At 28.4% G+C, this 22201-nt stretch carries 22 protein-coding genes; 15 read left to right on the forward strand and 7 right to left on the reverse strand.

The window, feature by feature from the left end:
• The first annotated feature begins 15 nt into the window (after positions 1-15).
• A complete protein-coding gene (locus NL276_RS03985; RefSeq protein ID WP_253301283.1) occupies positions 16-657 on the forward strand; it encodes a hypothetical protein in 642 nt (213 codons plus the stop codon).
• A 74-nt stretch (positions 658-731) separates the two neighbouring features.
• Positions 732-1067: a hypothetical protein gene (locus NL276_RS03990; protein ID WP_253301284.1), complete on the forward strand. Its 336-nt coding sequence runs from the start codon at positions 732-734 to the stop codon at positions 1065-1067.
• Positions 1068-1139: 72 nt separating this feature from the next.
• Here the strand turns inward: NL276_RS03990 and NL276_RS03995 are convergent, their stop codons facing one another.
• From NL276_RS03995 to NL276_RS04025, 7 genes are all read right to left on the reverse strand, one after another.
• Positions 1140-1439, reverse strand: a complete 300-nt coding sequence (locus NL276_RS03995; RefSeq protein WP_253301285.1) for a hypothetical protein — start codon at positions 1437-1439, stop codon at positions 1140-1142.
• A gap of 101 nt (positions 1440-1540) precedes the next feature.
• On the reverse strand, positions 1541-2032 hold the full coding sequence (locus tag NL276_RS04000) for a DNA methyltransferase (protein ID WP_253301286.1): 492 nt from the start codon (positions 2030-2032) through the stop codon (positions 1541-1543).
• Positions 2033-2302: 270 nt separating this feature from the next.
• Positions 2303-2473 carry a hypothetical protein gene (locus NL276_RS04005; RefSeq protein ID WP_253301287.1) on the reverse strand — a complete coding sequence of 57 codons (171 nt, stop codon included), beginning with the start codon at positions 2471-2473 and terminating at the stop codon, positions 2303-2305.
• 36 nt (positions 2474-2509) lie between these two features.
• Positions 2510-2788, reverse strand: a complete 279-nt coding sequence (locus NL276_RS04010) for a hypothetical protein (protein WP_253301288.1) — start codon at positions 2786-2788, stop codon at positions 2510-2512.
• Positions 2782-3534: a recombinase RecT gene (locus tag NL276_RS04015; RefSeq protein ID WP_253301289.1), complete on the reverse strand. Its 753-nt coding sequence runs from the start codon at positions 3532-3534 to the stop codon at positions 2782-2784. The genes NL276_RS04010 and NL276_RS04015 overlap by 7 nt, the downstream gene beginning before the upstream one ends.
• Positions 3535-3643: 109 nt before the next feature.
• Positions 3644-3832 carry a hypothetical protein gene (locus NL276_RS04020; protein ID WP_253301290.1) on the reverse strand — a complete coding sequence of 63 codons (189 nt, stop codon included), beginning with the start codon at positions 3830-3832 and terminating at the stop codon, positions 3644-3646.
• Between the two features lie 182 nt (positions 3833-4014).
• The gene (locus tag NL276_RS04025) at positions 4015-4512 is read right to left on the reverse strand and encodes a helix-turn-helix domain-containing protein (protein ID WP_253301291.1); all 498 of its coding nucleotides are present in this window, start codon (positions 4510-4512) and stop codon (positions 4015-4017) included.
• Positions 4513-5251: 739 nt separating this feature from the next.
• On the opposite strand from NL276_RS04025, the gene NL276_RS04030 reads away from it, so the two are divergent.
• The 13 genes from NL276_RS04030 (at position 5252) to rpoB (ending at position 22199) form a co-directional block, all read left to right on the forward strand.
• Positions 5252-5500 carry a hypothetical protein gene (locus tag NL276_RS04030; protein ID WP_253301292.1) on the forward strand — a complete coding sequence of 83 codons (249 nt, stop codon included), beginning with the start codon at positions 5252-5254 and terminating at the stop codon, positions 5498-5500.
• A gap of 144 nt (positions 5501-5644) precedes the next feature.
• Positions 5645-6634, forward strand: a complete 990-nt coding sequence (locus tag NL276_RS04035; protein WP_253301293.1) for a hypothetical protein — start codon at positions 5645-5647, stop codon at positions 6632-6634.
• Between the two features lie 21 nt (positions 6635-6655).
• Complete coding sequence (locus tag NL276_RS04040) at positions 6656-9529, forward strand: AI-2E family transporter (protein ID WP_253301294.1); 2874 nt, start codon at positions 6656-6658, stop codon at positions 9527-9529.
• 565 nt (positions 9530-10094) lie between these two features.
• The gene (locus NL276_RS04045) at positions 10095-10751 is read left to right on the forward strand and encodes a BMP family ABC transporter substrate-binding protein (RefSeq protein ID WP_253301295.1); all 657 of its coding nucleotides are present in this window, start codon (positions 10095-10097) and stop codon (positions 10749-10751) included.
• 61 nt (positions 10752-10812) lie between these two features.
• A complete protein-coding gene (locus NL276_RS04050; RefSeq protein ID WP_253301296.1) occupies positions 10813-11001 on the forward strand; it encodes a hypothetical protein in 189 nt (62 codons plus the stop codon).
• Positions 11002-11020: 19 nt separating this feature from the next.
• The gene (locus tag NL276_RS04055; RefSeq protein ID WP_253301297.1) at positions 11021-11497 is read left to right on the forward strand and encodes a hypothetical protein; all 477 of its coding nucleotides are present in this window, start codon (positions 11021-11023) and stop codon (positions 11495-11497) included.
• A gap of 18 nt (positions 11498-11515) precedes the next feature.
• Positions 11516-13081, forward strand: a complete 1566-nt coding sequence (locus NL276_RS04060) for an ABC transporter ATP-binding protein (RefSeq protein WP_253301298.1) — start codon at positions 11516-11518, stop codon at positions 13079-13081.
• Entirely contained in the window at positions 13065-15227 is a 2163-nt protein-coding gene (locus tag NL276_RS04065; RefSeq protein ID WP_253301299.1) for an ABC transporter permease subunit, read from the forward strand. Before NL276_RS04060 ends, NL276_RS04065 begins: the two co-directional genes overlap by 17 nt.
• A complete protein-coding gene (locus NL276_RS04070) occupies positions 15227-16141 on the forward strand; it encodes an ABC transporter permease (protein WP_253301300.1) in 915 nt (304 codons plus the stop codon). The genes NL276_RS04065 and NL276_RS04070 overlap by 1 nt, the downstream gene beginning before the upstream one ends.
• A 105-nt stretch (positions 16142-16246) precedes the next feature.
• Positions 16247-17683: a hypothetical protein gene (locus NL276_RS04075; RefSeq protein WP_253301301.1), complete on the forward strand. Its 1437-nt coding sequence runs from the start codon at positions 16247-16249 to the stop codon at positions 17681-17683.
• Complete coding sequence (locus tag NL276_RS04080; protein WP_253301302.1) at positions 17635-17895, forward strand: hypothetical protein; 261 nt, start codon at positions 17635-17637, stop codon at positions 17893-17895. The genes NL276_RS04075 and NL276_RS04080 overlap by 49 nt, the downstream gene beginning before the upstream one ends.
• A gap of 63 nt (positions 17896-17958) precedes the next feature.
• Positions 17959-18114 (forward strand): hypothetical protein, encoded by a 156-nt coding sequence (locus NL276_RS04085; RefSeq protein WP_253301303.1) that lies wholly within the window; start codon positions 17959-17961, stop codon positions 18112-18114.
• A gap of 170 nt (positions 18115-18284) precedes the next feature.
• Complete coding sequence (gene rpoB, locus NL276_RS04090) at positions 18285-22199, forward strand: DNA-directed RNA polymerase subunit beta (protein ID WP_253301304.1); 3915 nt, start codon at positions 18285-18287, stop codon at positions 22197-22199.
• The last annotated feature ends 2 nt before the right edge of the window (positions 22200-22201 follow it).

A 22201-nucleotide genomic window follows, 5' to 3' on the forward strand; every position in this document is an offset into this window, starting at 1 on the left:
ATTGGTGAGTTAATAATGAAACAAGATAAAACAACTTGATTAAAAGGTGCCTTACCTTGAAATTGATTTAAAAAAGATCATATTCCTACCTCAAATTGAACTCATAAAGATATTAGAGAATGAGAAAGAAAATATAAAATTCGTAGTTGAGTAGTTGGATTTTATACAATATTATTTTTATTACTTAATGGCTGGTTAGAATATGGGATGATTAATGGTATTAAGGATCAAATTAATTGATATAATTATGGACAATATTGAGGTAATGGAATTGCAATATTATTAACACCTTTATTTACACATGGAATTCAAGGCATATTTGTTGCTAGTAGTAAACCGAAAGTAGATATGAAAATTGATATACCACGATTAAAAATATCTAAAATGTGATTAGTATTTACAATATTACCTTTAATTACTTTAATAATTTCTTTAATTATCATTTGAATTGATAAATCAAAATGAAAAAAAGACCATTTAAGACATTGTTTAGATTGTTGGATTAATCCGCGAGTTATTCAGCCAAGAATAGCAAAACAATGAAATAATTTAGATGGTATAACAGAAGAGATATTTAAAAATATGCAAGATGAATATACTAAAAAAAAATTAAAAAATATACAAAATGAAAATAACAAAGAATTAAATTTAAAATAGACTATATATAGGGGCGGTTGATATTTTTGGGCGGTTATATAGTTTAATTTAATAAATTATTTTGTTCTGAAAAAATGGATGGCCACTGTTTGAGTGAGGATAAGAAAGGAATTAAAAAAATGTTTAATGATACATTAATGATTACTTTACTTGTGTTAGTGGGTACTGGTGGAATGGGTAGTCTTGGTATTCTTGGATTATCTGCTAAAAAAATTAAAAAATATAAAGCAGAAATCAGAGAATTAAGAACTGCTGTTATTGCACACGAAAAACATTTACGAGGACCTGATTATGCAACAGAATTAGCATTAAAAACAGGTCAAATTAAAAATGTTAAAAAACAAGTTAAAGTAAATGACAAAAAACAAGCACAAAAAGATGCTATTAGACAACTAACAAATAGTATTTAAAAAAATAACCAATTAAGGTTATTTTTTCTTTAATATAATTAAGTTTTCTTTTCCGTATGTAAGTAATAAATATTATCAATATTCAGTTGAATTAATATTTATATCTTCAACATCAGTACCAGTTATATATTCACTAAGTAGAGTTTTACATGGTTGATTACCTTTTTCAGAACGATAACATAAAATATAATTATTCATTTTAACCATTTTCATTATCTTTTTACTTTCATTGACAATATAATAATTTATAAAATGCTGTACTCGTTGGCTATGTGTGTATAGACTAGGTAATTCATTTCATATTTTTTCTTGTTCTTTGTTAAGATAAACATTAATATTTCTAATTACAACTTGATATTTTTTTGATTTCATTTTTAAATAACCTTTTATAACATAGATAATGCATTGCTTTATTATTTTTAGCAACGATATTTACACTATTAATATTTTTATGACATTGATCACATTTTATTTTAATCGAATAAACTAGGTTGGACATATTTTAATCGCTCCTTTGCTAATTTATAATATTTTTCGTTAATTTCTATACCAATTCAACGCCGATTTAATTGTTCACAAGCAATAGCGGTTGTACCGCTTCCTAAAAAACAATCTAATACAACATCACCAACTTTACTATGTTTATTAATTTGTAATTTAATTAAATTAATGTCTTTAACGGTGGGGTGTTTAATAGTTCCTATAAATTGATTATTACTATTTGTTATTTGATAAATAGTTTTCATATCTTGATTTCAAACATTACTATAAGAAATTGGTTTATCATAAATATATAAACATAGTTCTTTGTCTTTCCGATATGCATTATTGGTGGGTGCATCATTTGTTTTTTGATAAATAATTGGCTCAAACTTTAAATTATAATTATCAATTTCAATTAAATAATCTTTTAATTGTTGTTTTGATAAATAAATTATAAAATTTGGTTTTTTAATAATTAGCATCCATTCTTTAAAATATGATGGTATATCAAAACTATCAATAAATTAACCTTGTAAAAATTCAAGTTATCTTTTACGAATTTGATATTGAATACTAGATGTATTAGGATCATTTATTTTTTTTAAGTTATATTCAATATGTTTTTCTTTATTTGCTAATTTTTTAGCAATATCAGGGTAAAGGTATGGTGGGTCAGTTAATATTAATCAATACTTTTATCAGGTATTGTTTTTAATATTTCTAAACTATCACCTAAATATAATTCACCTAAATTAGTTTTCATTATTTTTACTTTCATAATTAGCAATAATAATGGCATCTCGTAAATGATTACTTATTTTTTGATTATTATAAAATCAACCTTTACCATATTCATAAGTTAAATTATTATCTTTTTCACATTCTCATATACAACTATCATTATATTTACTTAAATTTTCCATGTTTTTAACAACTGATTTAGTATGGCGAGGGGATACTTAATTAAAATCAATCTGTAATTCATTTAATTTATTTTCTATTGCACCTAACAATCGTAATAAATCATCTCTATCTTTTGATCCATTTGCATTTGTATATAAACAATTTTCAATATTCATAATAATGTTATAATTTTCTATTTCATTATCAATATTTAAACGATTAAGATTTTTTCAATCTTTAAAATGGTGTGTTTCAATAAATATTTCCCTTAATTTATTAAATTCAACAATAGCGGTAGTACCAGTTCCTGATGGGTAAATACCTATTTTTATCAAGTTGCTCATTCCTCATCATTGTTATTATTAACTACTGGTACTACATTTGATATATCTTCTTCTTTAACTACATTATCGTTTGTGTCCGCTATTTTTGTATAAGATGGGGTATTTATATTATTTGGTAAGGGTTCATCGCTCATCTGCCCCTTATTTTTGGCGACAGTAATATCATTAAATGGAATATAATCAAAATTCCCATCTTCTTGAATTTCTTTTTCATCTAGATCAATATCAGAAATATCAATTCCCATTTCTAACGCTAATTTACGATATAATTTAACTTCTACCATTTCTTTTGGTCATTTAACTCATGGACTATATTCACTATTACTACTTTGACTAGATCCTTTTAGTCTATCAATATCCGCTTTTCTTAATAAAATACCTTGAAAATTATTATTTTTATCTTTTGCAAATGCATAAGCTCCAATTATTTCGTTATAATCACTAGTATTAGCATTAAAATTAATTTCATGTATTTTGGGACAAGAATTTAAACTGTCTCACTCAAATTTTTCGCCTTTAAATATGATTGCTTTTCTTGGTCTATATCCAGCTTCTTCAATTTTCTTACAATAAACTTTACTATCAATAATTGTTGTTAATTTATTTTTAAATGGAATAATATTAAAATCTTTACTAAAAATTGAACCTTTATTACTTAATTTAATAATTCCTAATGCTGTAATTTTAGAATTATCTGCATTATTAATTAATGATAAATAACTTTGTCCATTTTTCATTTTTAATTCTTCAAGTGCAAGTATATTTTATTTTAAATATTTATCATTAACTTTTAACTCATATTTAATAACGGCACCTTTAATATATTGTTGTAATTCATTTACCATGTTATTTATCTCCTTTAATTTTAATTTTTATACCTTTAATACCAATTAATTGATTATCAATTTCTTCAGGAGTTAATTTTTTCTTTGCAACTTTAATTTCATAACGATCCATAATTGCTAAACCATAATCTTTATAACAATCTGGATAATTATCAAACATTTCATTTAATAAATCTTTTAAATTCATCATCATTATTTATCTCCCTGTCATTTAATGTTGTTATCTTCTTATTCATAATTTAATTCCTTCTAATTCTTTTTTCCTAATGATCAATTTTCATCAGTCATATCTTCAAATGAGACTGCATAACTTTTAAGCATTAATTAATTTAATTTATTAATAGTTTTTTTATTTAACTTTTTCATAATAAATTACCACATAAAATCTAATGTATGATATTCAGGTCTTCTTCTGGGTAAATTAAATCTTTTAATAACATGTGCAATAGTAGGGTCGTGTACAGCTAATTTTTTAGTTATTTCTTTATATTTATATCCTTGTAAATACATATTTTTAATTTGATTATATTTACCAGTATATTTACTTTTGTTTGGTCTATCTAAATCGAGACATATATAATCTTTTAAATTTATTATTCCTTTTAATTGATCACAAATTCCACCTTCACAATAAAAACGATAACTTTTACCATATTTAAATCTTGAATTTCAATCTCTAACAGTTCCATTAGGTAAATTATATTTTTCTTCTATTTTCATACTGGTTAAATTACTAAAATAATATTCTTTTAGACAATTAATAATAAATTCATCACTATATTTTGCATTTCAAATCTTTTTTCTAAGACCTGTTTCATCAAAATACATATATTCAAATGTTCCTATTTTTGCATTATTTATTTTTCCCATTATATTTCATCCTCTCTTATTTAAAATTGTTAATTATGATAATTAAGATAAAACAACTACAAAGTACTACAAAGTGTAGTTGTTTTTATAGTTGGGAGCCAGAGAGTTTTTTCTCTCTTCATCCGCACCATTTCAGGTCAAAACGTTCAGTTTTTAAAATAAATTCACTCGCACCTTGAAGATCCTAATGCTATACGCAAATTTATTTATAAAGTCACTACCCCTATTTTTTATTGTCGTTCGATATTAACCTTGGACTTATAACGACTATCGCTTGTTAAAACGTCTATTATTTCCGGACTGATTACCACCGGGATAGACCGCCTCTTGTGGAAAAAAACACTTAGTTATTTAAAATAACCGTTCCACTCTGCATTAAGTTTTATAAAATCAAAGTTTTAATAAACCAGTTTCATAATCAAAGATAATTTTTGAATTTTCTAGTTTTTGATAAAATTTCTTTTGTGTTTTATCTTTTGTGCGATTTAATAAATCTTTATTTTTTTCACAAGTTCATAAAACTTTATTTGATACAAATTATTCGGTAATGAATGATATTGATTTATAGCAATATTAACATCACATATTTTTTGTTGTTTAATTATCATTACCTCCTTTTAGAGATTGTTTTATTTCAAATAAAAAAACAACTCTAACAAGAGTTGTTTTTTGCCGCTTCATCGTACACGATGTCAATTGTTAATCTTGTTGTTTAATTATTTTAACTATTGTTTTTACAGTGTTGTTTGTAATTAATCAAAAAAAATATACAATTGCATTTTTAATTAGCGTCTTGTTGCTAGGAATTTGAGTAACTGGTTATTTTATGGGCCATTTTTTATTTATGAATAAAGAAAACATTAAAGATGGAACAAGAAAGTTATTTGATGATTACCGTAAAAAAGATAAAAATAAAGAATCAAAAGCAGAAAAAATTAAGCAATTAGAAAAAGAACTAGCCGAGTTAAAAAAAGAGGAAGAAGATTAATTTTATAAAAAAAGAATAATATCATACCAAATTGCACTTTAAATTGCAATTTTTTTTATAAGTTTTTTTAGTAAATATGATATAATTTAAATATGGAGAAATAATGCAGGAGGGCTAAACATGTACATCAATCCATTCGAACGAATGAAAAATTTAAAATTAAATACAGAAGAAACAAAACCAAATAATTTAAAGAACAATGAACAAAAAATGAATTCAACACAGGTTGTTAATGGGGATAAAGATATGGCAGTAGAGTTATTTAAAAATAGTGGTCATGAGGTTAAAAAAAATAAAAACGAAGAAGAATTAGGTAAGATTGATGGCATGGTATTATCAAATTATGAAATTGTTCGTGATTTAATAAAAACATTTAAAGAAAAAAATAATGAGATGCAGTTTTTCTTAACAATAGTTGATAATCAACATCAAGATTCAATGCCCGAAATTGTTAGTTCATTTTTTTCAATGCCACTGGTTAATATTGATTTGTTACGTATTGAGTTATATGCTTCACCATTCTTATTCTTGCTTAAAAGAATTATTAAAGGGTTACCAAAAGTTAGTTTAGAAGATAAAAAAGTTTTATGAGATCGTGTTAAATTGTTTGCAAGAACTTTAAAAAACAATGAATTATCAGAACAAACTAATGATTCAAATTCAGTGGTAATTATTAATGAATTAGAATTTGATGATCCACTAGAATATATTAAGAAAGAATTTGAAGAAATTTTAGGAGCATATGAAATTAAAGATAATATTGTAATAATTTTTAATAACATTGATTTAGTTGGATATGCTAAGTTTAAAACGGTTTTTAGTTTAGTGCACGCAATTTTTAAAGGAATTATTCAATTCAAGTTTATTGTTGCATTGAATCCAGTCTTAATTGAAACTTATGTTAAACAAATTTATGGTAATAATTTAACAGACCAATTAATAAAACATGAAATTAGTATTTTTAATAAATGCTATATTATTAGAGATGATGATGAAGGTAGTTCTGTAGAAAAAGTAACATCAAAAGTAGAAGAAGAGACGCAGCATTCAATGCAAAATTTTGCCCCAGTTGAAGAGGAAGAAGATGACGACACAATTAGGTTTGATTATTGAGCTATGCGTGGCGGAAAGTAAATTAGAGGAGGATAAGTTTATATGTTTACATTTTTAGTAACTTTAGGATGAGTCCTAATCATAATTGGCGCAATAGTTCAAATTTTTGCGGCAATATTAAATCTTTTGGTAATTCAACAAGTTGCGCTTCCAACAATTTTAAATTCAATAAACGATATTTTTCAAACATCAATTTTTAAACAAGAAGAAATTTTAAACCAGTTAACTGGGGATGCATGAGCATATACTATTATCGCATTATCAATCTTTGTTGCTTTAGCAACAATTACATTAGTATCATTTCAAATTAACCGCGTTAAAAAAGGACAACGAATTGCAAAACCATATATTAAGATGATTTTTGTTGCATTAATTATTGCTTCATTAGTATATGGAAAAGTAGCTGTTTTAGTTCTTGCTGCATTCATCTTTATTGGTTTATTATTTATTGAATCATCATTATTTGATGTAGAAGCTTTACAAAATTTTGTTGAAGAACGAAACATGATTTTTATTTACCATCAGGATAAAAAACTTGAAAGAGAGGTAAATAAAGAGGGAAAGTATCATGGAAGCGCAACTATGGGAGTTGGCGCGACTACCGTAGGGATCGAATATACCGGAAAAAATTTCAAAGACAATGATTACGTAAACGTGGATGATAATAAAAAATTATTTACGCAGAAATCAAATGCAATTTTTACATCAAATGAATTAAATAATTTATTTAATTCCGGTAAAAATGATGTTGATGAAAATGAATTAGCTAATTTAATTAGTGATATGACACACACAGTGTCTAGTACTTCTAATTCAGAATTGAATAAACCTAATGATTTAACAAAACCACCATTGCCAACAGATATTGTTAAGGATGTAACAATAGAAACAGCAAAGGCGGAAGAACTATCGGTTGCACCAGCAGCGGATGTTGAACCTGAGGCAAGTACGTTAGAAAATAAAGATGTTAATGTCTTTAACAAAGAAACTAATATTAACGCTGATTATGCAGTTAATGCTGATGTTGATTTTTTTGTTGATAAAACAACAACTCTAGAAGAAAATGATAACTTAAGTGATGAGGGGTCAAAAGAAGATTCAACGGCAGCTAAAGAAATTGATTTTGATTTCTTAAACGATGAATTATTAAATCCTTCATCAGTATCTGATGCAAGAGTATTAACAAAAAAAGAGAAAAAACTTTTCAATAAATGAAGTGAAATGTACCAACAAGCTCTTAATATTAAAAACTTGATAGAAGAAGAAGTTCAAAATAATAATGCTCCAGCTAAATCAATTAAAAAGAAAACTAAAATTTATAATTTAATTGCGAAAGAAGCAAATGGGTTGGTAACAAAGTTAAAATTGGGGGCTGACCAGCATTTGGAAATAATGCATATTGCTGAAATCTTCAGGGATAATTCACAAGCAACAACTGATTTTCTTAACGAAAACGTTATTGTACCAACCGATGATCTTTTAGATAACATTTCTAATGAAACAATTGATAGGGAAGAAGATAATAATGTTGTTGATAGTTCAATAAAAACAGATGATCTAGTGCTTGATGAATTCAATGATGGTAGTGATGCTACTACAATAGAAAATTCTAAAAATGATGCAGTTATTCTTGAAACAACTGTTGCAGTAGAAACAGCACAAGATAGTCCACAAGAAGATCTTACCTTTATTCCAAAAAAATATAATATTGATAAATTGGAAGGGGAATTATTATCGGATATTCAAACTTCAGATAATCAGACAAAGGAAGTTATTAATTATGTTGATGATAGCCATGGTTATACATTTTCTGATTTAAAAGGATTAGATGATTTTAATAATGAAGCAGATTCAATTGTAACTGCAAATAAATTTGATGATGATAAAGTTGTAACATTGAAAAATGATGAACATGTTGAAGAAATGTCAAAAGAAGCAGACGGAAATGTAAATGATTCAAGTTTACCCGAACAACCAGAATCTACTGTTGAGCCAGAAACGACCACAGCAACTACTGAAAAAATAGCAAGTTTTAGCGCAACAGTTACCGATAGCAAAATAGCATCTTTTCAAACAGAAGCAGCAACAGTAAATAATTTGGAACATATTAAAGATAAGTTAGTTATGAACAATGTCGATAATGAAGGTGAGTTATTAGATGATGTGGTTTTAAGTGGACCAATTAAATCATCACCATCAGAAATTAAACCAATTTTAGATGATGAAATATCATATAGTTTAGATGAATTAGATAATAAAATTTTGAATGGTGATTTTTCAAATCTTGATGATGAAGTAATTGAATATGAAACTGAGCAAGTAGCCGCACCAGTGGCCAAAACAAAAATGAAACAAGAACTAGGACCAGAACGGGTGCCAGTACCATCTCAAACAGAAGGTGATAATAATCTTGAATGTCGATTTGAAAAACTGGAAGAATTAATTAAAAATTCAATTGATTTACAATCAGCACATACAAAAACACTAGGTGAAGTACAAGAATATTTAACTAGTTTAACTTTAAAAGTGGAAACATTGGAAACAAAAGCAGTTGATTTTGCAAAAAAAATTGCCGATGTTGAAACAAAAAAATATATTAATTATCATGGGGTAGTTCCAATTGATCAGTTTTATCCACAAATTGATAATCTTAACTTAGCTTCAACACGCTATAATTTATACAATAAAAAGGGATATTCAAATACATATGGCGCAGCTAGCGCTAGTGATGTCCCGTATGGTTTGGGAAGTTATTATCGTGCAAAGAATCCTTCATCAGGACAAGATGAAGTGATGATAAATAATAACCAACGTGTCGATTATAATCATCTTAATTTACATAATATTTCAAAATATACAAAACAAGATATTCCTTTTGAGACCAATTGTCCATTTTGCAAAAAGAATAGTAAATAAAAAAATACCCTAGTTTTATCTAAGGTATTTTTTTTATTAAGGTAATTTATTATTATAATTTTAAAATGGAATATTATACCATAAAAAATAGTAAATTTGACAATTTTATTTTTTTCTGTTATACTTACCTTAGTAGATAATCATGATATCTACATTAATGGAGGTGTTATGTATGAACTTCCCTTCATTAATGGCTTTACCAGTTAAATTACAAAATCATGTTGTTAATGTTTGTATTAATATGAATATTAACTAAATTAACCTAATAAAAAAATCAGTCGCTTTGGAAACCTGACTGACAATCGTAGTTTATTTGACTGGTAAATTCATTTTTTTAACCACAAATTAATTATATATAAATTTTAATAATAATGCAATATTTTTTATTTTTTTGTTATAAATTATGTTATTTTTGGCAAATAGTTAAAATAATAATAAATTTATCAAAAAATAAATTAGCAATGATATATTACATTGTTGGGGCGTCAAAAATCATAAATATAATATAAAAGAAAATATTCAATTGCCAAAAGAAAATTAAAAATATAATAGGAGGAAATACACTATGATAAAATTGCTCAGTTTTTTAACGGCAGCAACGTTAGTAACTACTTTGGGTATTTCTCTTGTCGCTTGTGCAAAAAAATACACTTTTGATAGTTATATTTGGGTTATTACTGATGCTGGAACAATTACTGACGCATCATTTAATGAATCGGCATGAGATGGATCAAGTAAATATGTTGTTTCACAAAAAGACCCGAAAGTTTCCGCTGTAGATTGGAAAAAAAGTAATTGACGAGCTAGTTATTTTGAACCAGCAAGTCAAACCCCTTCTGACTTTAGAGCGGCCTATGTAACAGCAAACATTGCTGGAGCTAAAACTATAATTTTACCAGGGTTTGCCCATGGTAATACAATTGGTTGGGCAGCAGAAGTGGCACAAAATATTATTTATATTGATGGAAGCAGTCAAAACATTCACTTGGGAATGGATACAACAAGACCATTAGTGAAAAATATTATTGGAATAACTTATGAAGATGAATCTTCTGGTTTCTTTGCTGGAATTGCAGCAGCCTTGTGATTGAATGCTAATCAAGAAAAATATCCTGATGGTTTAAAAATTGCAACTTATGGTGGAATGGATAACCCTGGTGCTGTTTCAAACTATATGTGAGGTTTTATTGTTGCAGCTGATATCTTTAATACAATTATTTAATAATAGTAGTTTTCCGAAACTACATCAGATTAAAAATGATATTTTAAAACAAGTTCAAAAAATGAATCCAAAGGTTAACACATTACAACCAATTGGCAAAGTTCAAAATGTTGTTAAGAGTAATGAATCGTGGTTTTCACAATCATTTGAGGTTGGACATGGAAAAGATATTTCTGACGAATTAATTTCCCGTAAAGCAAATATTATTTTTCCAGTTGCTGGACCCCCAAACACAAGACACAATTGATAGCATTAAATATCCTAAATCAATGGCAAAAGTTATTGGAGTTGATACTGAGCAATCAAAAATTTATGGGGAAGAAATTATTGTGACAAGTGCTTTAAAAGAAATTGCAACTTCAACTTCAGAAGCATTAAAAAATATTTATTTATCAACATGTGGTTATCAAGAAAATAATAAAATATGAGATAATAGTAAAGCAACTTCTGATTGTTGAATTAATATTGATCAATCATCAATTCAGCATCCAACTTGAACGGAAATTGAAAAAACAAAAGCAATTAATGCAGATACTGTTACATTCATTCATAATGAAACAGATGAACACGCAAAAGATACTGTTTTTGATAAAATCTTTGAAGTATTACAAGATGTTTATTCACGCGGAATTAGCGGGCAGCCACCAGTTGCTGCTGAAGCATTTTCACATACATTAACAAATACTTACCAAAGTAGTGATAAATTAAAAAATTATATTTTAAATGCAATTGAAGCAGCTTTATAGTTAAGAAAGGACATAATAATGGCAAATAATAATGAATATGCAATTGAAATGAAGTCAATTACAAAAGTTTTTGGTGATTTAATTGCAAATGATGATATTACCCTGAAAGTTAAAAAAGGTGAAATTCATGCTTTAATTGGTGAAAATGGTGCTGGGAAATCAACCTTAATGAGTATTTTATTTGGTTTATATGAACCAACTAAAGGTGAAATCCTTGTTAATGGTAAACCCGAATATATTAGTAATCCAATTAAAGCAAACAAATTAGGAATTGGAATGGTTCACCAACATTTTAAATTAATTGATATTTTTACTGTTTTAGACAATATTACGTTAGGGCATGAAAAAGTAGTTGGTAAAGTGTTTCTTGATCGACAAAAAGAAACACGACATATTGCACAAATTGCGATTAAATATAATTTACAAGTTGATTTTCGTTCGAAAATTGCCAATATTTCAGTTGGAATGCAACAACGAGTAGAAATTTTAAAAATCTTATATCGTGGTGCTGATATTTTAGTGTTTGATGAACCAACAGCGGTTTTAACACCGCAAGAAATTGAGGGGTTATTAAAAATTATGTTAGATTTAAAAAACGATGGAAAAACAATTATTTTTATTTCGCATAAATTAGATGAAGTTAAAAAAATTGCTGATCGGGCAACTGTTATTCGGCGTGGAAAAGTTATTGAAACATTTGATGTTAAAGATAAAAATGAAAAAGAAATTGCAAAAGCAATGGTGGGGCGAAATTTGGTTGCCATTAAAAATGCTGGAAAAGCACCGCGAAAGGAAACCTTATTAAAAATTGAAAATTTATCAGTAAAGAAAAAAGGTTTAACCCGTCTAATGGCTTTGGATGATTTTAATTTGACAGTCCAAGCTGGTGAAATTGTTGCGATTGCTGGTGTTGAAGGAAATGGTCAAACTGAGTTAGTTAATGCTTTAGCAGGATTAGAAAAAGTAACATCAGGAAAAATAATTTTTAATGATATTAATGTTACAAAAAAAAGTATTTATGAACATTATCAAAATGGAATGTCACATATTCCTGAAGATCGTCATAAATATGGTTTGATTTTGGATTTTAATGTAATTGATAATGTTGTGTTACAAAATATTAATCAAAAACCATTTTCGAATTATGGGTTATTAGATAAAGCTGCAATTCAGTTATATTCCCAACAAATTGTTACAAAATATGATGTCCGAGGGGCGAATTCAGGTTTTGCTATGACAAGAGGGTTATCGGGTGGTAATCAGCAAAAATTAATTATTAGTCGTGAATTATCACGCCAACATAATATTTTGGTTGTTGTTCAACCAACGCGGGGATTAGATGTTGGGGCGATTGAATATATTCATAATAAAATTTTAGAAGAAAAGGCACAAGGTAAAGCAGTTCTTCTTGTTTCTTATGAATTAGAAGAAATTATCAGTTTAGCTGATCGGATTGTCGTTTTACATAATGGTCGGGTGACGGGAGAAGTTTTTGGAAACAAGGTTAAACGTGAAGAAATTGGGCTAATGATGGCTGGCACATATCAACAGAAAGGAAGTCAAATTGATGCAAAAACAAATTAAAAGTTATGGTTGATTGTTAAGACAAAAAACTAAAATTTTCTTTCGTTCAAATGAATTCAAAACAAAAATGAATTATTTTAAGGGATCTATTTGTGCCATTATTGCTGGAACTATTCTTAGTTTTATTATTGGTATAAATGCTTCAAATCCATTGCTATTTTTTAGTTATGTTTTTCGTTTAGCTTTTCATCCTTTATTAAAAGATCAAACGTTAACATATTGAGCAATTTATATTGTTGCAGGGTTAGCTGTTGCGGTAGGGTTTAAAGCAGGATTATTTAATATTGGAGTTCCTGGACAAATGCTACTTGCTGGTAGTATGACGATTGTTTTAGGACTAAAAAACCCAGCTATTAGTCAAGGGGCTGGTGTTGTTGGGGCGTTACTTATTTCAATTTTAGTTGGAGCAGCTTTAGCAGCGATTGCTGGAGCATTAAAAGCGTATTTTAATATTCATGAAGTAGTTTCAACAATTATGTTAAACTGAATTGTTTGATATGTAATGAAATGAATGTTTATGAATCCAGCTCACGGAATGTGAAATTCAAATCATAACTCAACAATTGACATTGTTACAGCAGCACCTAATTTTAATTTAATATTAAATGGTCAAACATGGATCATTCCGTTTATTATTGCAATATTATTGTTAGTAACAATTATTTTTATTATGAATTACACAGTATTAGGATTCCGCATTAAAGCGGTTGGAAAATCAAAAAATGCATCATTATATGCTGGAACAAATGTTCGTGCCTATATGATTGTTTCAATGGCCTTATCGGGTGGTCTGGCTGGGGTTTTGGGAATGTTATATTATATGACCCAATCAACAGTTTTACAGTTTACAACAGATGCTTTACCAGTGGTCGGGTTTGATGCGATTGCTGTTGCGTTAGTTGCTTTTACCAATGGAGTTGCAATTTTACCAATTGCCTTATTATGAGGAATTATTAAGACAGCAGCTTTACAAGCAACACAATTACCAGATTTTCAAATGTCAAAACAAATGGGACAGTTAATTTTTGGAATTATCATTTATATGACTGCGATTTCGGCATTGTTTATTTACTTTAAACCAATCTTTTGAATTCGTCGTTGGTGAAATATTCGGCATCATGTTGATTGAAAACAGGAATATGATGAATATAAACAACAAATTAGAACATATGAAAAAGAGATTAAAGCGCTTAATAAAACCTATCGGGCTCAAATTCATAAATTAAAACAACAAGGGGATAAGGAGCTAATTAAAAATTATCGAAATGAAATTAATGATCAGTTAACATTATATGTTGGGAAGCTTACAACTTTAAAAACAGAAATGCGTTTTTTTAAAAATTCAAAATATAAAGAAGCGGCAAAAATTGGTCAACGAGGAATTAAAACAAAATATGATTTAGCTGTTTTTATTGCTCTTGGTTTAGCAATGGATCATTTTGTGCAAGTAAAAAACGAGTATTTAGTAAAAAAACAAGAAGCTACTTTTTTAAAACGAAATTATGCTCAAGCAGTTAAAAAATCCAAAGGACAAACAAGACAAGAACTTTCACAGCTTTATAGTTTGCCTAAAAAAGATTTATATGCTAAATTAGCGCAATTACAAACACAATATGGTGATTTAGTCTTAAGACAAGAAGAAGTTATTAAAAAATTACGAGAAAGTTATTATCCTGTCTTTGCTGAAATTCAACAAAAATATTTAACTGATTTTAAAACATTGCAAAGTAAAGAAAATGTTGTTATTAAACAATTAAATCAAGAAATCAAAAAACTAAAACAACAACAGCGGCAAGAAATGCATCAGTTTAAAATAACAAATCGTCAGGTGCGAAAAGAAATTAAGCAGGAATTAAAAACAATTGATGTTAAATTAAGAAATGATCATGGCGTTCAAAAAGAAGTGATGGTGTTAAAACAAAACTTAGCAACACAATTAGCAACAATGAAACAACAATTTAATGCTGAAAATAAAGTTGCTCAAGAAAAACATCGTCTAAATTTACCACAATGAAGAAATGAATTAAATCAAAAGTTAAATACAATTATTACGGCTGTTGGTGAAGATAATAAAATTTTAAAAACAGAGTATCTTCGTCAAAAGACGGCATATCATAAATTAATGCAAGAAGGAGGAAAAAACTAATGGAAGCAGTTTCACAATTATTTGCCAATGGTTCAGTCCTTTTTGCTGTACTATTAATTGCTGCAATGGCTGGATTATATTCAGAACGAGCCGGTGTTGTGAATATTGCGATTGATGGAATGATGATTATTGGGGCTTTAGTTTATGCTCTATTAGGAAAATTTCTTTCGCAATATGGCAATGGTATGCAAATTGTTGCTTTACTAATTGCAACGATCGCTGGCGGAGCATTTGCCTTATTACATGGTTTTGCTTCAATTACTTTAAAAGCACAACAAGTAATTTCGGGGACAGCCTTAAACTTATTAGCAACTGGATTAGGATTATTCTTTGTCAGTATTCCAGCTTTAGCTGCCGGAAATATGATTCAAACTGGTTTTAGTACAATCGGGATTGATAGAGCGCAAATTATTAATATTTTCTTAATTATTGCAATTATTATAGCCATTTTTACCTTTGTCTTCTTTAAATTTACTAAAACAGGAATTCGTTATGCTGGGTGTGGAGAAAACCCAAATGCAATTGATGCTGCTGGAATCAATGTGATTAAAACAAGATATAAAGCAGTTATTATTTCAGGATGTTTAGCTGGTTTGGCAGGAGCAATGTTTACCCATTATGTTTCGGGTCAATTTCGTGGCGATGTGCAAGGACAAGGCTATATTGCCTTAGCAATTATGATTTTCGGTCAGTGAAGAATTCAATACATCACTTTAGGGGCCGTTTTATTTAGTTTCCTAATTGCGTTAGCAGGAACATTATGACGATTTACTGGTTTAAATATTGCTGACCCATCAAACCAATTGCTAAAAATCTTACCATTTGTTTTAGCGTTGGTAACAATGGTCGCGTTCTCCAAATACTCTAAAATTCCAAAAGCATCAGGAATTCCTTTTGACAAGTCCCTTCGTTAAAAAACAACCATTGGTTGTTTTTTTATTAATTATTGTTCATTTCCTTGCTTTTTTTTTTTTTTTATATATAATGTAAAAAATGTATTTTTTTGGAGGAAATAAAGTATGAGAAAACTATTAACTATTTTAACCATTTCGGTTATAACAACTAGTGGAACAGTCAATATGGTTGGTTGTTATAATAAAAATGTTGTTAATGATTATGACAATTCGAATTTGCAAAATGATATGATAAGTTTAACTAAAATTGCTAGTAAAGTTAGTTCTGTCATTAGTGATTATGATAACAATGGTAATGTAAAGGATTCAAATGCCTTTCCAGAATTAACAGCGTTTTATGATTTAGTTAACAAAGATCAGTCGACCGTTGAACTTGATAAAACAAATCCAAATATTAGTTCGGGGTTAGAAAATATTGAGAATGGTTTTTATGCTGTTTTTGATAATCTAAATTTTGAAATCATTCGTGAGTATTCGAATTATTATTTAGATACTGTGCCATTAACTTTTGACAAAAACAAAACTAAGTTTGTCCTAAATTATATTGATTTAGATAAAATTGGTAAATTAACCAATATCCCATTATCAGGTGTTAAAGCAGTACAATTACAATACAAGTTTGTATTAAATTTAAGTTTTAAAAATTTAAACCAACCAATACCTTTTACTGTGACCTATATTATTACAAATAAACCAGAAGAAATTCAAAAACTTTTACAAAATTCTATTCAAGTAGTAACTAAAATTTTAATTAAATTCTTTAATAATTATCAAAAAGTGGTTATTGATAAAGATGACAAGTTTCGCTTACTTTATACTAATTTTCAGATTAATTATAATACAGATGTAAAACCATTGGATGAGATTTTTGTTAATAATTTAAAGAAGATGATTAGAGAAGATTCTGAGATTGAGCAGGCAGTTCGTGATGCGATTGTATTTGACGATAATGGCAATAAAAGATTAATGCGCTTAGTTTCTGGAACAATAACAGCAGAAAATTCCGGCCAAATTCCAGAAAAGGCGGATATTGGAAATTATCAACCTGCGCTTTGAGCAGGTGAAGGTGTTAATCCACCCGGTTTAACAGCAGAGAACTTTGTGACAGCATATAAGAAAAGTCTGCCAATTTTTAATGTTGGTCACAACAATATGATGTTAGCAAAATTAAATGTTAATTTAAATTATATTTCATTATATGGCTTACCATTAGTGGGGGTTTTAAAAATTAATAATCAAACTTTTGAAAGTAATATTTTAATTAGTCGGCAAGGGTTAGAAAACAAATTAATTAATTTTGGAAAAATTATTGTAGCATTTCATCAATATTATAATATTGAGTTGAAAAAACGAGTTCTTTTAAGCAATGATGCTAATAATTTTAAAAATAGTAGTGTCTTCCATGTTGGTGATATATTTACAGAATTAAAAATGATATTAGAAGTGCAAATGCAATCTTTAAAAAACTTCTGACTAATTTTAAACGTAGTCAGATGGCAAAAGAATTACCTGACCTTGAGTTATTTAATATGTATAACCTAGTTAAGGACAAACCATTGTGGATTGGGGGGCAAAATGATTATGAATCAATTCGAGACAAAATAGTTTTCAATTTTAAAAACGGGTCATTTTGTTTAGCATTTGCTTTTGGACAAGATCGGATAAATTCAATTTTTTATACGGCATATGGTTCAAATGCGGGGGATATTAAGGTACAGCACGGATGATGAGCATGAATTTTAATTGATAAATAATTAAGTTGCTAAACTTAATTATTTTTTAGTAAAATTAAGGAGACCTTAAATGAGGTAAAACAGATGGCAAATTTTAATCCAAAATGTTTTAAATGTGTTGCAGAACAAGAAAAACAAGGTGTCGCTGGCGGCGCAGCAGGAGTTTTATTTAGAAAGATGAAACAAGCAATGGTTGGTTCAGTTGATGATGAGATTTTTGTCTGTGGTCGTCATAAGTAATAAGACTTGTGATAATTAAAAAAAGCACATTGTGCTTTTTTTAATTATCACAACAAGAAGGAATAAAAAACTTATAAAAAAAATAATGAAATAATAAAAATGATTGACTTTTCTTTTAAACCAATATAAAATTTATAAGCGTATATTGTGAAAAGTGAGGTTAATAATTAATGGCATTAAAAGAAAAAGAATTTGGGCATTACGCTAAAAGAATTGATTATACGAAAGTAAGTGGGAATTTAGATTTACCAAACTTAATTGAAATTCAAACCGAAACATATGATTGATTTAAGAAAATCGGTATCAGCGAAGTGTTCAGTGAGGTATTTCCAATTGTGGGACATGAGGGAAATATTGTTTTAGAGATGTTAAATTGAGAATTTAGAGAGCCACGACGAACTATTTCTCAAGCAAAAGATGAATCAAAAATTTTTGAAGCACCAATTTATTCCAATTTAAAATTAACAATTAATTCAAAAGATTTAGAAGTAGAAAAATTAATTGTTAAAGGGGAACCAGAATTAATTAAATCATGAATTGAAGAACGTGTTGGGCACATGATCACAATTTTAAAAAAATCAACAGATGTTATTTATTATGATATTCACTCTGGCGATGAAACAGCAACATGTACGGTAATAATTAAGGAAAGACTAGAAGATAAGTTATTGGTGGATATTACAATTGAAAAAGAAGGAGAGGTCTTTTTTGGCGACTTTCCATTAATGACTGGAAAAGGAACTTTTATTGTTAATGGTTCAGAAAAAGTTGTTGTTTCACAATTAGTTCGTTCACCAGGAACATATTATAAAATTGATTTAAACCGTAAAAATGGAGAAAACGTTTATTATGTTGATTTAATTCCATCGCGAGGAACATGGTTAGAGTTTGAATCAGATCATAAAAAAATTAAAGTTGGAAAAGAAGAACGCTTTGATAATGTTTTTTATGTAAAAATTGATAAATCACGAAAAGTTTCGGTTGCTAATTTCTTAACAGCATTAGGAATTATTAAAGAAGATGCGTTAGATATCTTTGGGGATAATAAACTAGTAAAAAGTACTTATGAATTAGACCCATATACTTGTGATATTGCATATGATCAAAGTATTGCTGTTCAAGAAATTTATAAAAAAATTCGTTCGGGAGAGACAGCAACTCCTGATGGAGCAACAAAATATTTATATGGATTATTATTTGATAAACGTAAATATGATTTAACAAAAGCGGGACGCTTTAAATTAGTTCAAAAATTATCAGTTGAAAACCGAATTTATAATAAAGTTTTAGCTGGAGATATTAAAGATGTTAATGGTAAAGTTGTTTTTAAAGAAGGAACTTTAATGGATAAAGAGGCCATTAATAAATTAAAAGGAATTTTAAAATTAGGAGCTTGTTTAGAAGAAGTTAAATTTAGTGATGAAATTCTTTGTTCAAATAAAATCCAAAAAATTAAAGTTTATGTTGATAATGAGGTTCGCACTCGAGTAGCAAATATTATTGGAATCGATCCAAATGCAACAGATGAATATGTTACTGTACCAGACATTTTGGCAACATTTTCATACTTATTAAATTTAACAGATGGAGTTGGTGAAGTTGATGATATTGATCATTTAGGAAACCGTCGTGTTCGAACAATCGGGGAATTGTTACAAAATCAATTTCGTATTGGTTTATTAAGAATTGAAAAAAATGTTAAAGAAAAAATGTCAACATCAAACTTATTTAAAATGAAACCATCAAATATTATTAATAATAAACCGTTGTCTGCTATTATTGGAGAATTTTTCAATTTGTCACAGTTATCACAATTTATGGATCAGACAAATCCATTAGCAGAGTTGACAAATAAACGTCGTTTAACAGCTTTAGGACCAGGGGGGTTATCAAGAGAACGTGCTGGATTAGAAGTACGGGATGTCCATTATTCACATTATGGTCGAATTTGTCCAATTGAAACACCAGAAGGACCGAATATTGGGTTAATTAATAATTTAGCAACATATGCTAAGATTAATGCCTTTGGGTTTATTGAAACACCATACCGTCGTGTGATTGACTGTAAGGTTACTGCTGAAAATGATTATTTAACAGCAGATCAAGAAAAAAATTATGTTGTTGCGCAAGCAAATATTCGTTTAAGCGATAAAGGAGAAATTCTAGACGAGCAAGTAGTTGCACGGTTCCAGGGAGAAAATATTATTGCAATACGTAATGATGTTGACTATGTTGATGTTTCGCCAAAGCAAATTGTTTCAATTGCGACAAGTTGTATTCCTTTTTTAGAAAATGATGATGCTAACCGTGCATTAATGGGAGCCAATATGCAACGTCAAGCAATTCCTTTAATTTCGCCAAATTCACCATATGTTGGAACGGGGGTTGAATATGCGGCGGCACGTGATTCAGGATTAGCAATTGTGTCACAATATGATGGTAGTGTTGATTATGTTGATGCAACAAGAATTGTCTTAAAAACAAAAGAAGGTCTAAAGAACTATAATTTAGATACTTTTATGCGTAGTAATCAAGGAACTTCATTAACACATGTTCCATTAGTAAAACATGGGCAAAAAGTTGAAAAAGGCCAAGTTTTAGCTGATGGACCATCAATTGATAAGGGTGAGTTAGCGTTAGGGCAAAATGTTGTTGTTGCCTTCACGACTTGAAATGGTTATAACTATGAGGATGCTATTATTGTTTCTGAACGTTTAGTATCAGAAGATGTTTTTACATCGATTCATATTGAAGAATATACAATTGAACGTCGTCAAACAAAACAAGGGTCAGAAGAAATTACCCGTGAAATTCCAAATATTTCAGAAAATGCTCGTAAATTCTTAGATGATGATGGTTTAGTTATTATTGGAACAGAAGTTAAACCAGGTGACATTTTAGTTGGAAAAGTAACCCCAAAAGGTCAAACACAATTATCACCAGAAGATAAATTGTTACAAGCAATTTTTGGTGAAAAATCAAAAAATGTTAAAGATAATTCATTACTAGTACCAAATGGTGGGGAAGGAATTATTCAAGCAATTAAACGCTTTCCGCGTGAAAAATATGAACTATCTGCTGATGTTTTAGAAGTAATTAAAATTTATATTGTTCAAAAACGAAAAATCCAAGAGGGAGACAAAATGGCCGGACGTCATGGAAACAAAGGGGTTATTTCGAAAATTTTACCATTAGAAGATATGCCACATATGGAAGACGGAACACCAATTGATATTATGTTAAATCCATTAGGAGTACCATCGCGGATGAATATTGGTCAGGTGTTAGAAATTCACTTAGGAATGGCTGCTAAAAAATTAGGACAAAAAGTTTCTACTCCTGTTTTTGATGGAATGACAAATGAAGAATTAATTGAAATTATGGAAAAAGCTAATATGAAAAACTTTGGGAAAGAAGTTTTAATTGATGGTCGTAGTGGTGAAAAATTTGATAATCCAGTTTCGGTTGGAGTAATGTATATGTTGAAATTATCACATATGGTTGATGATAAATTACATGCCCGAAATGTTGGACCATACTCATTAATTACCCAACAACCATTAGGAGGAAAAGCCCAAAATGGGGGACAACGTTTTGGAGAAATGGAAGTATGAGCGTTAGAAGCTTATGGAGCGGCACATACATTACGAGAAATTTTAACAATTAAATCAGATGATATTAAAGGAAGAACTCGTGCTTATGAATCAATTGTAAAAGATAAAAAAATTCCTGAACCAGGTATTCCAGAATCATTTAATGTTCTAACTCGTGAAATTCAAGGGTTAGGATTTAATATTCATATGATTGATGAAGAAGGAAACATTAAAAATATTAAAAGTTATGATGAATCAGATTATGTTGATGAAGACTTATTAACAGATAGTGATGAATTTGAAGATGAATTTGATATTGACAATTTTATTTTAAATACAAATCATGAACCACAACAAGATGACATTTTAGATGGCTTTGCTAAAATCGAAAATGAGTTTGATTTGCAAGATATTTTAGAAGAAGATTCTTATGGTAACGGTGATATTGAAAGTGAAGTTGATTATGTTGATGATCAAGAAGAATTAAATTAAGG

Source organism: Spiroplasma endosymbiont of Phyllotreta cruciferae, from assembly GCF_918697755.1.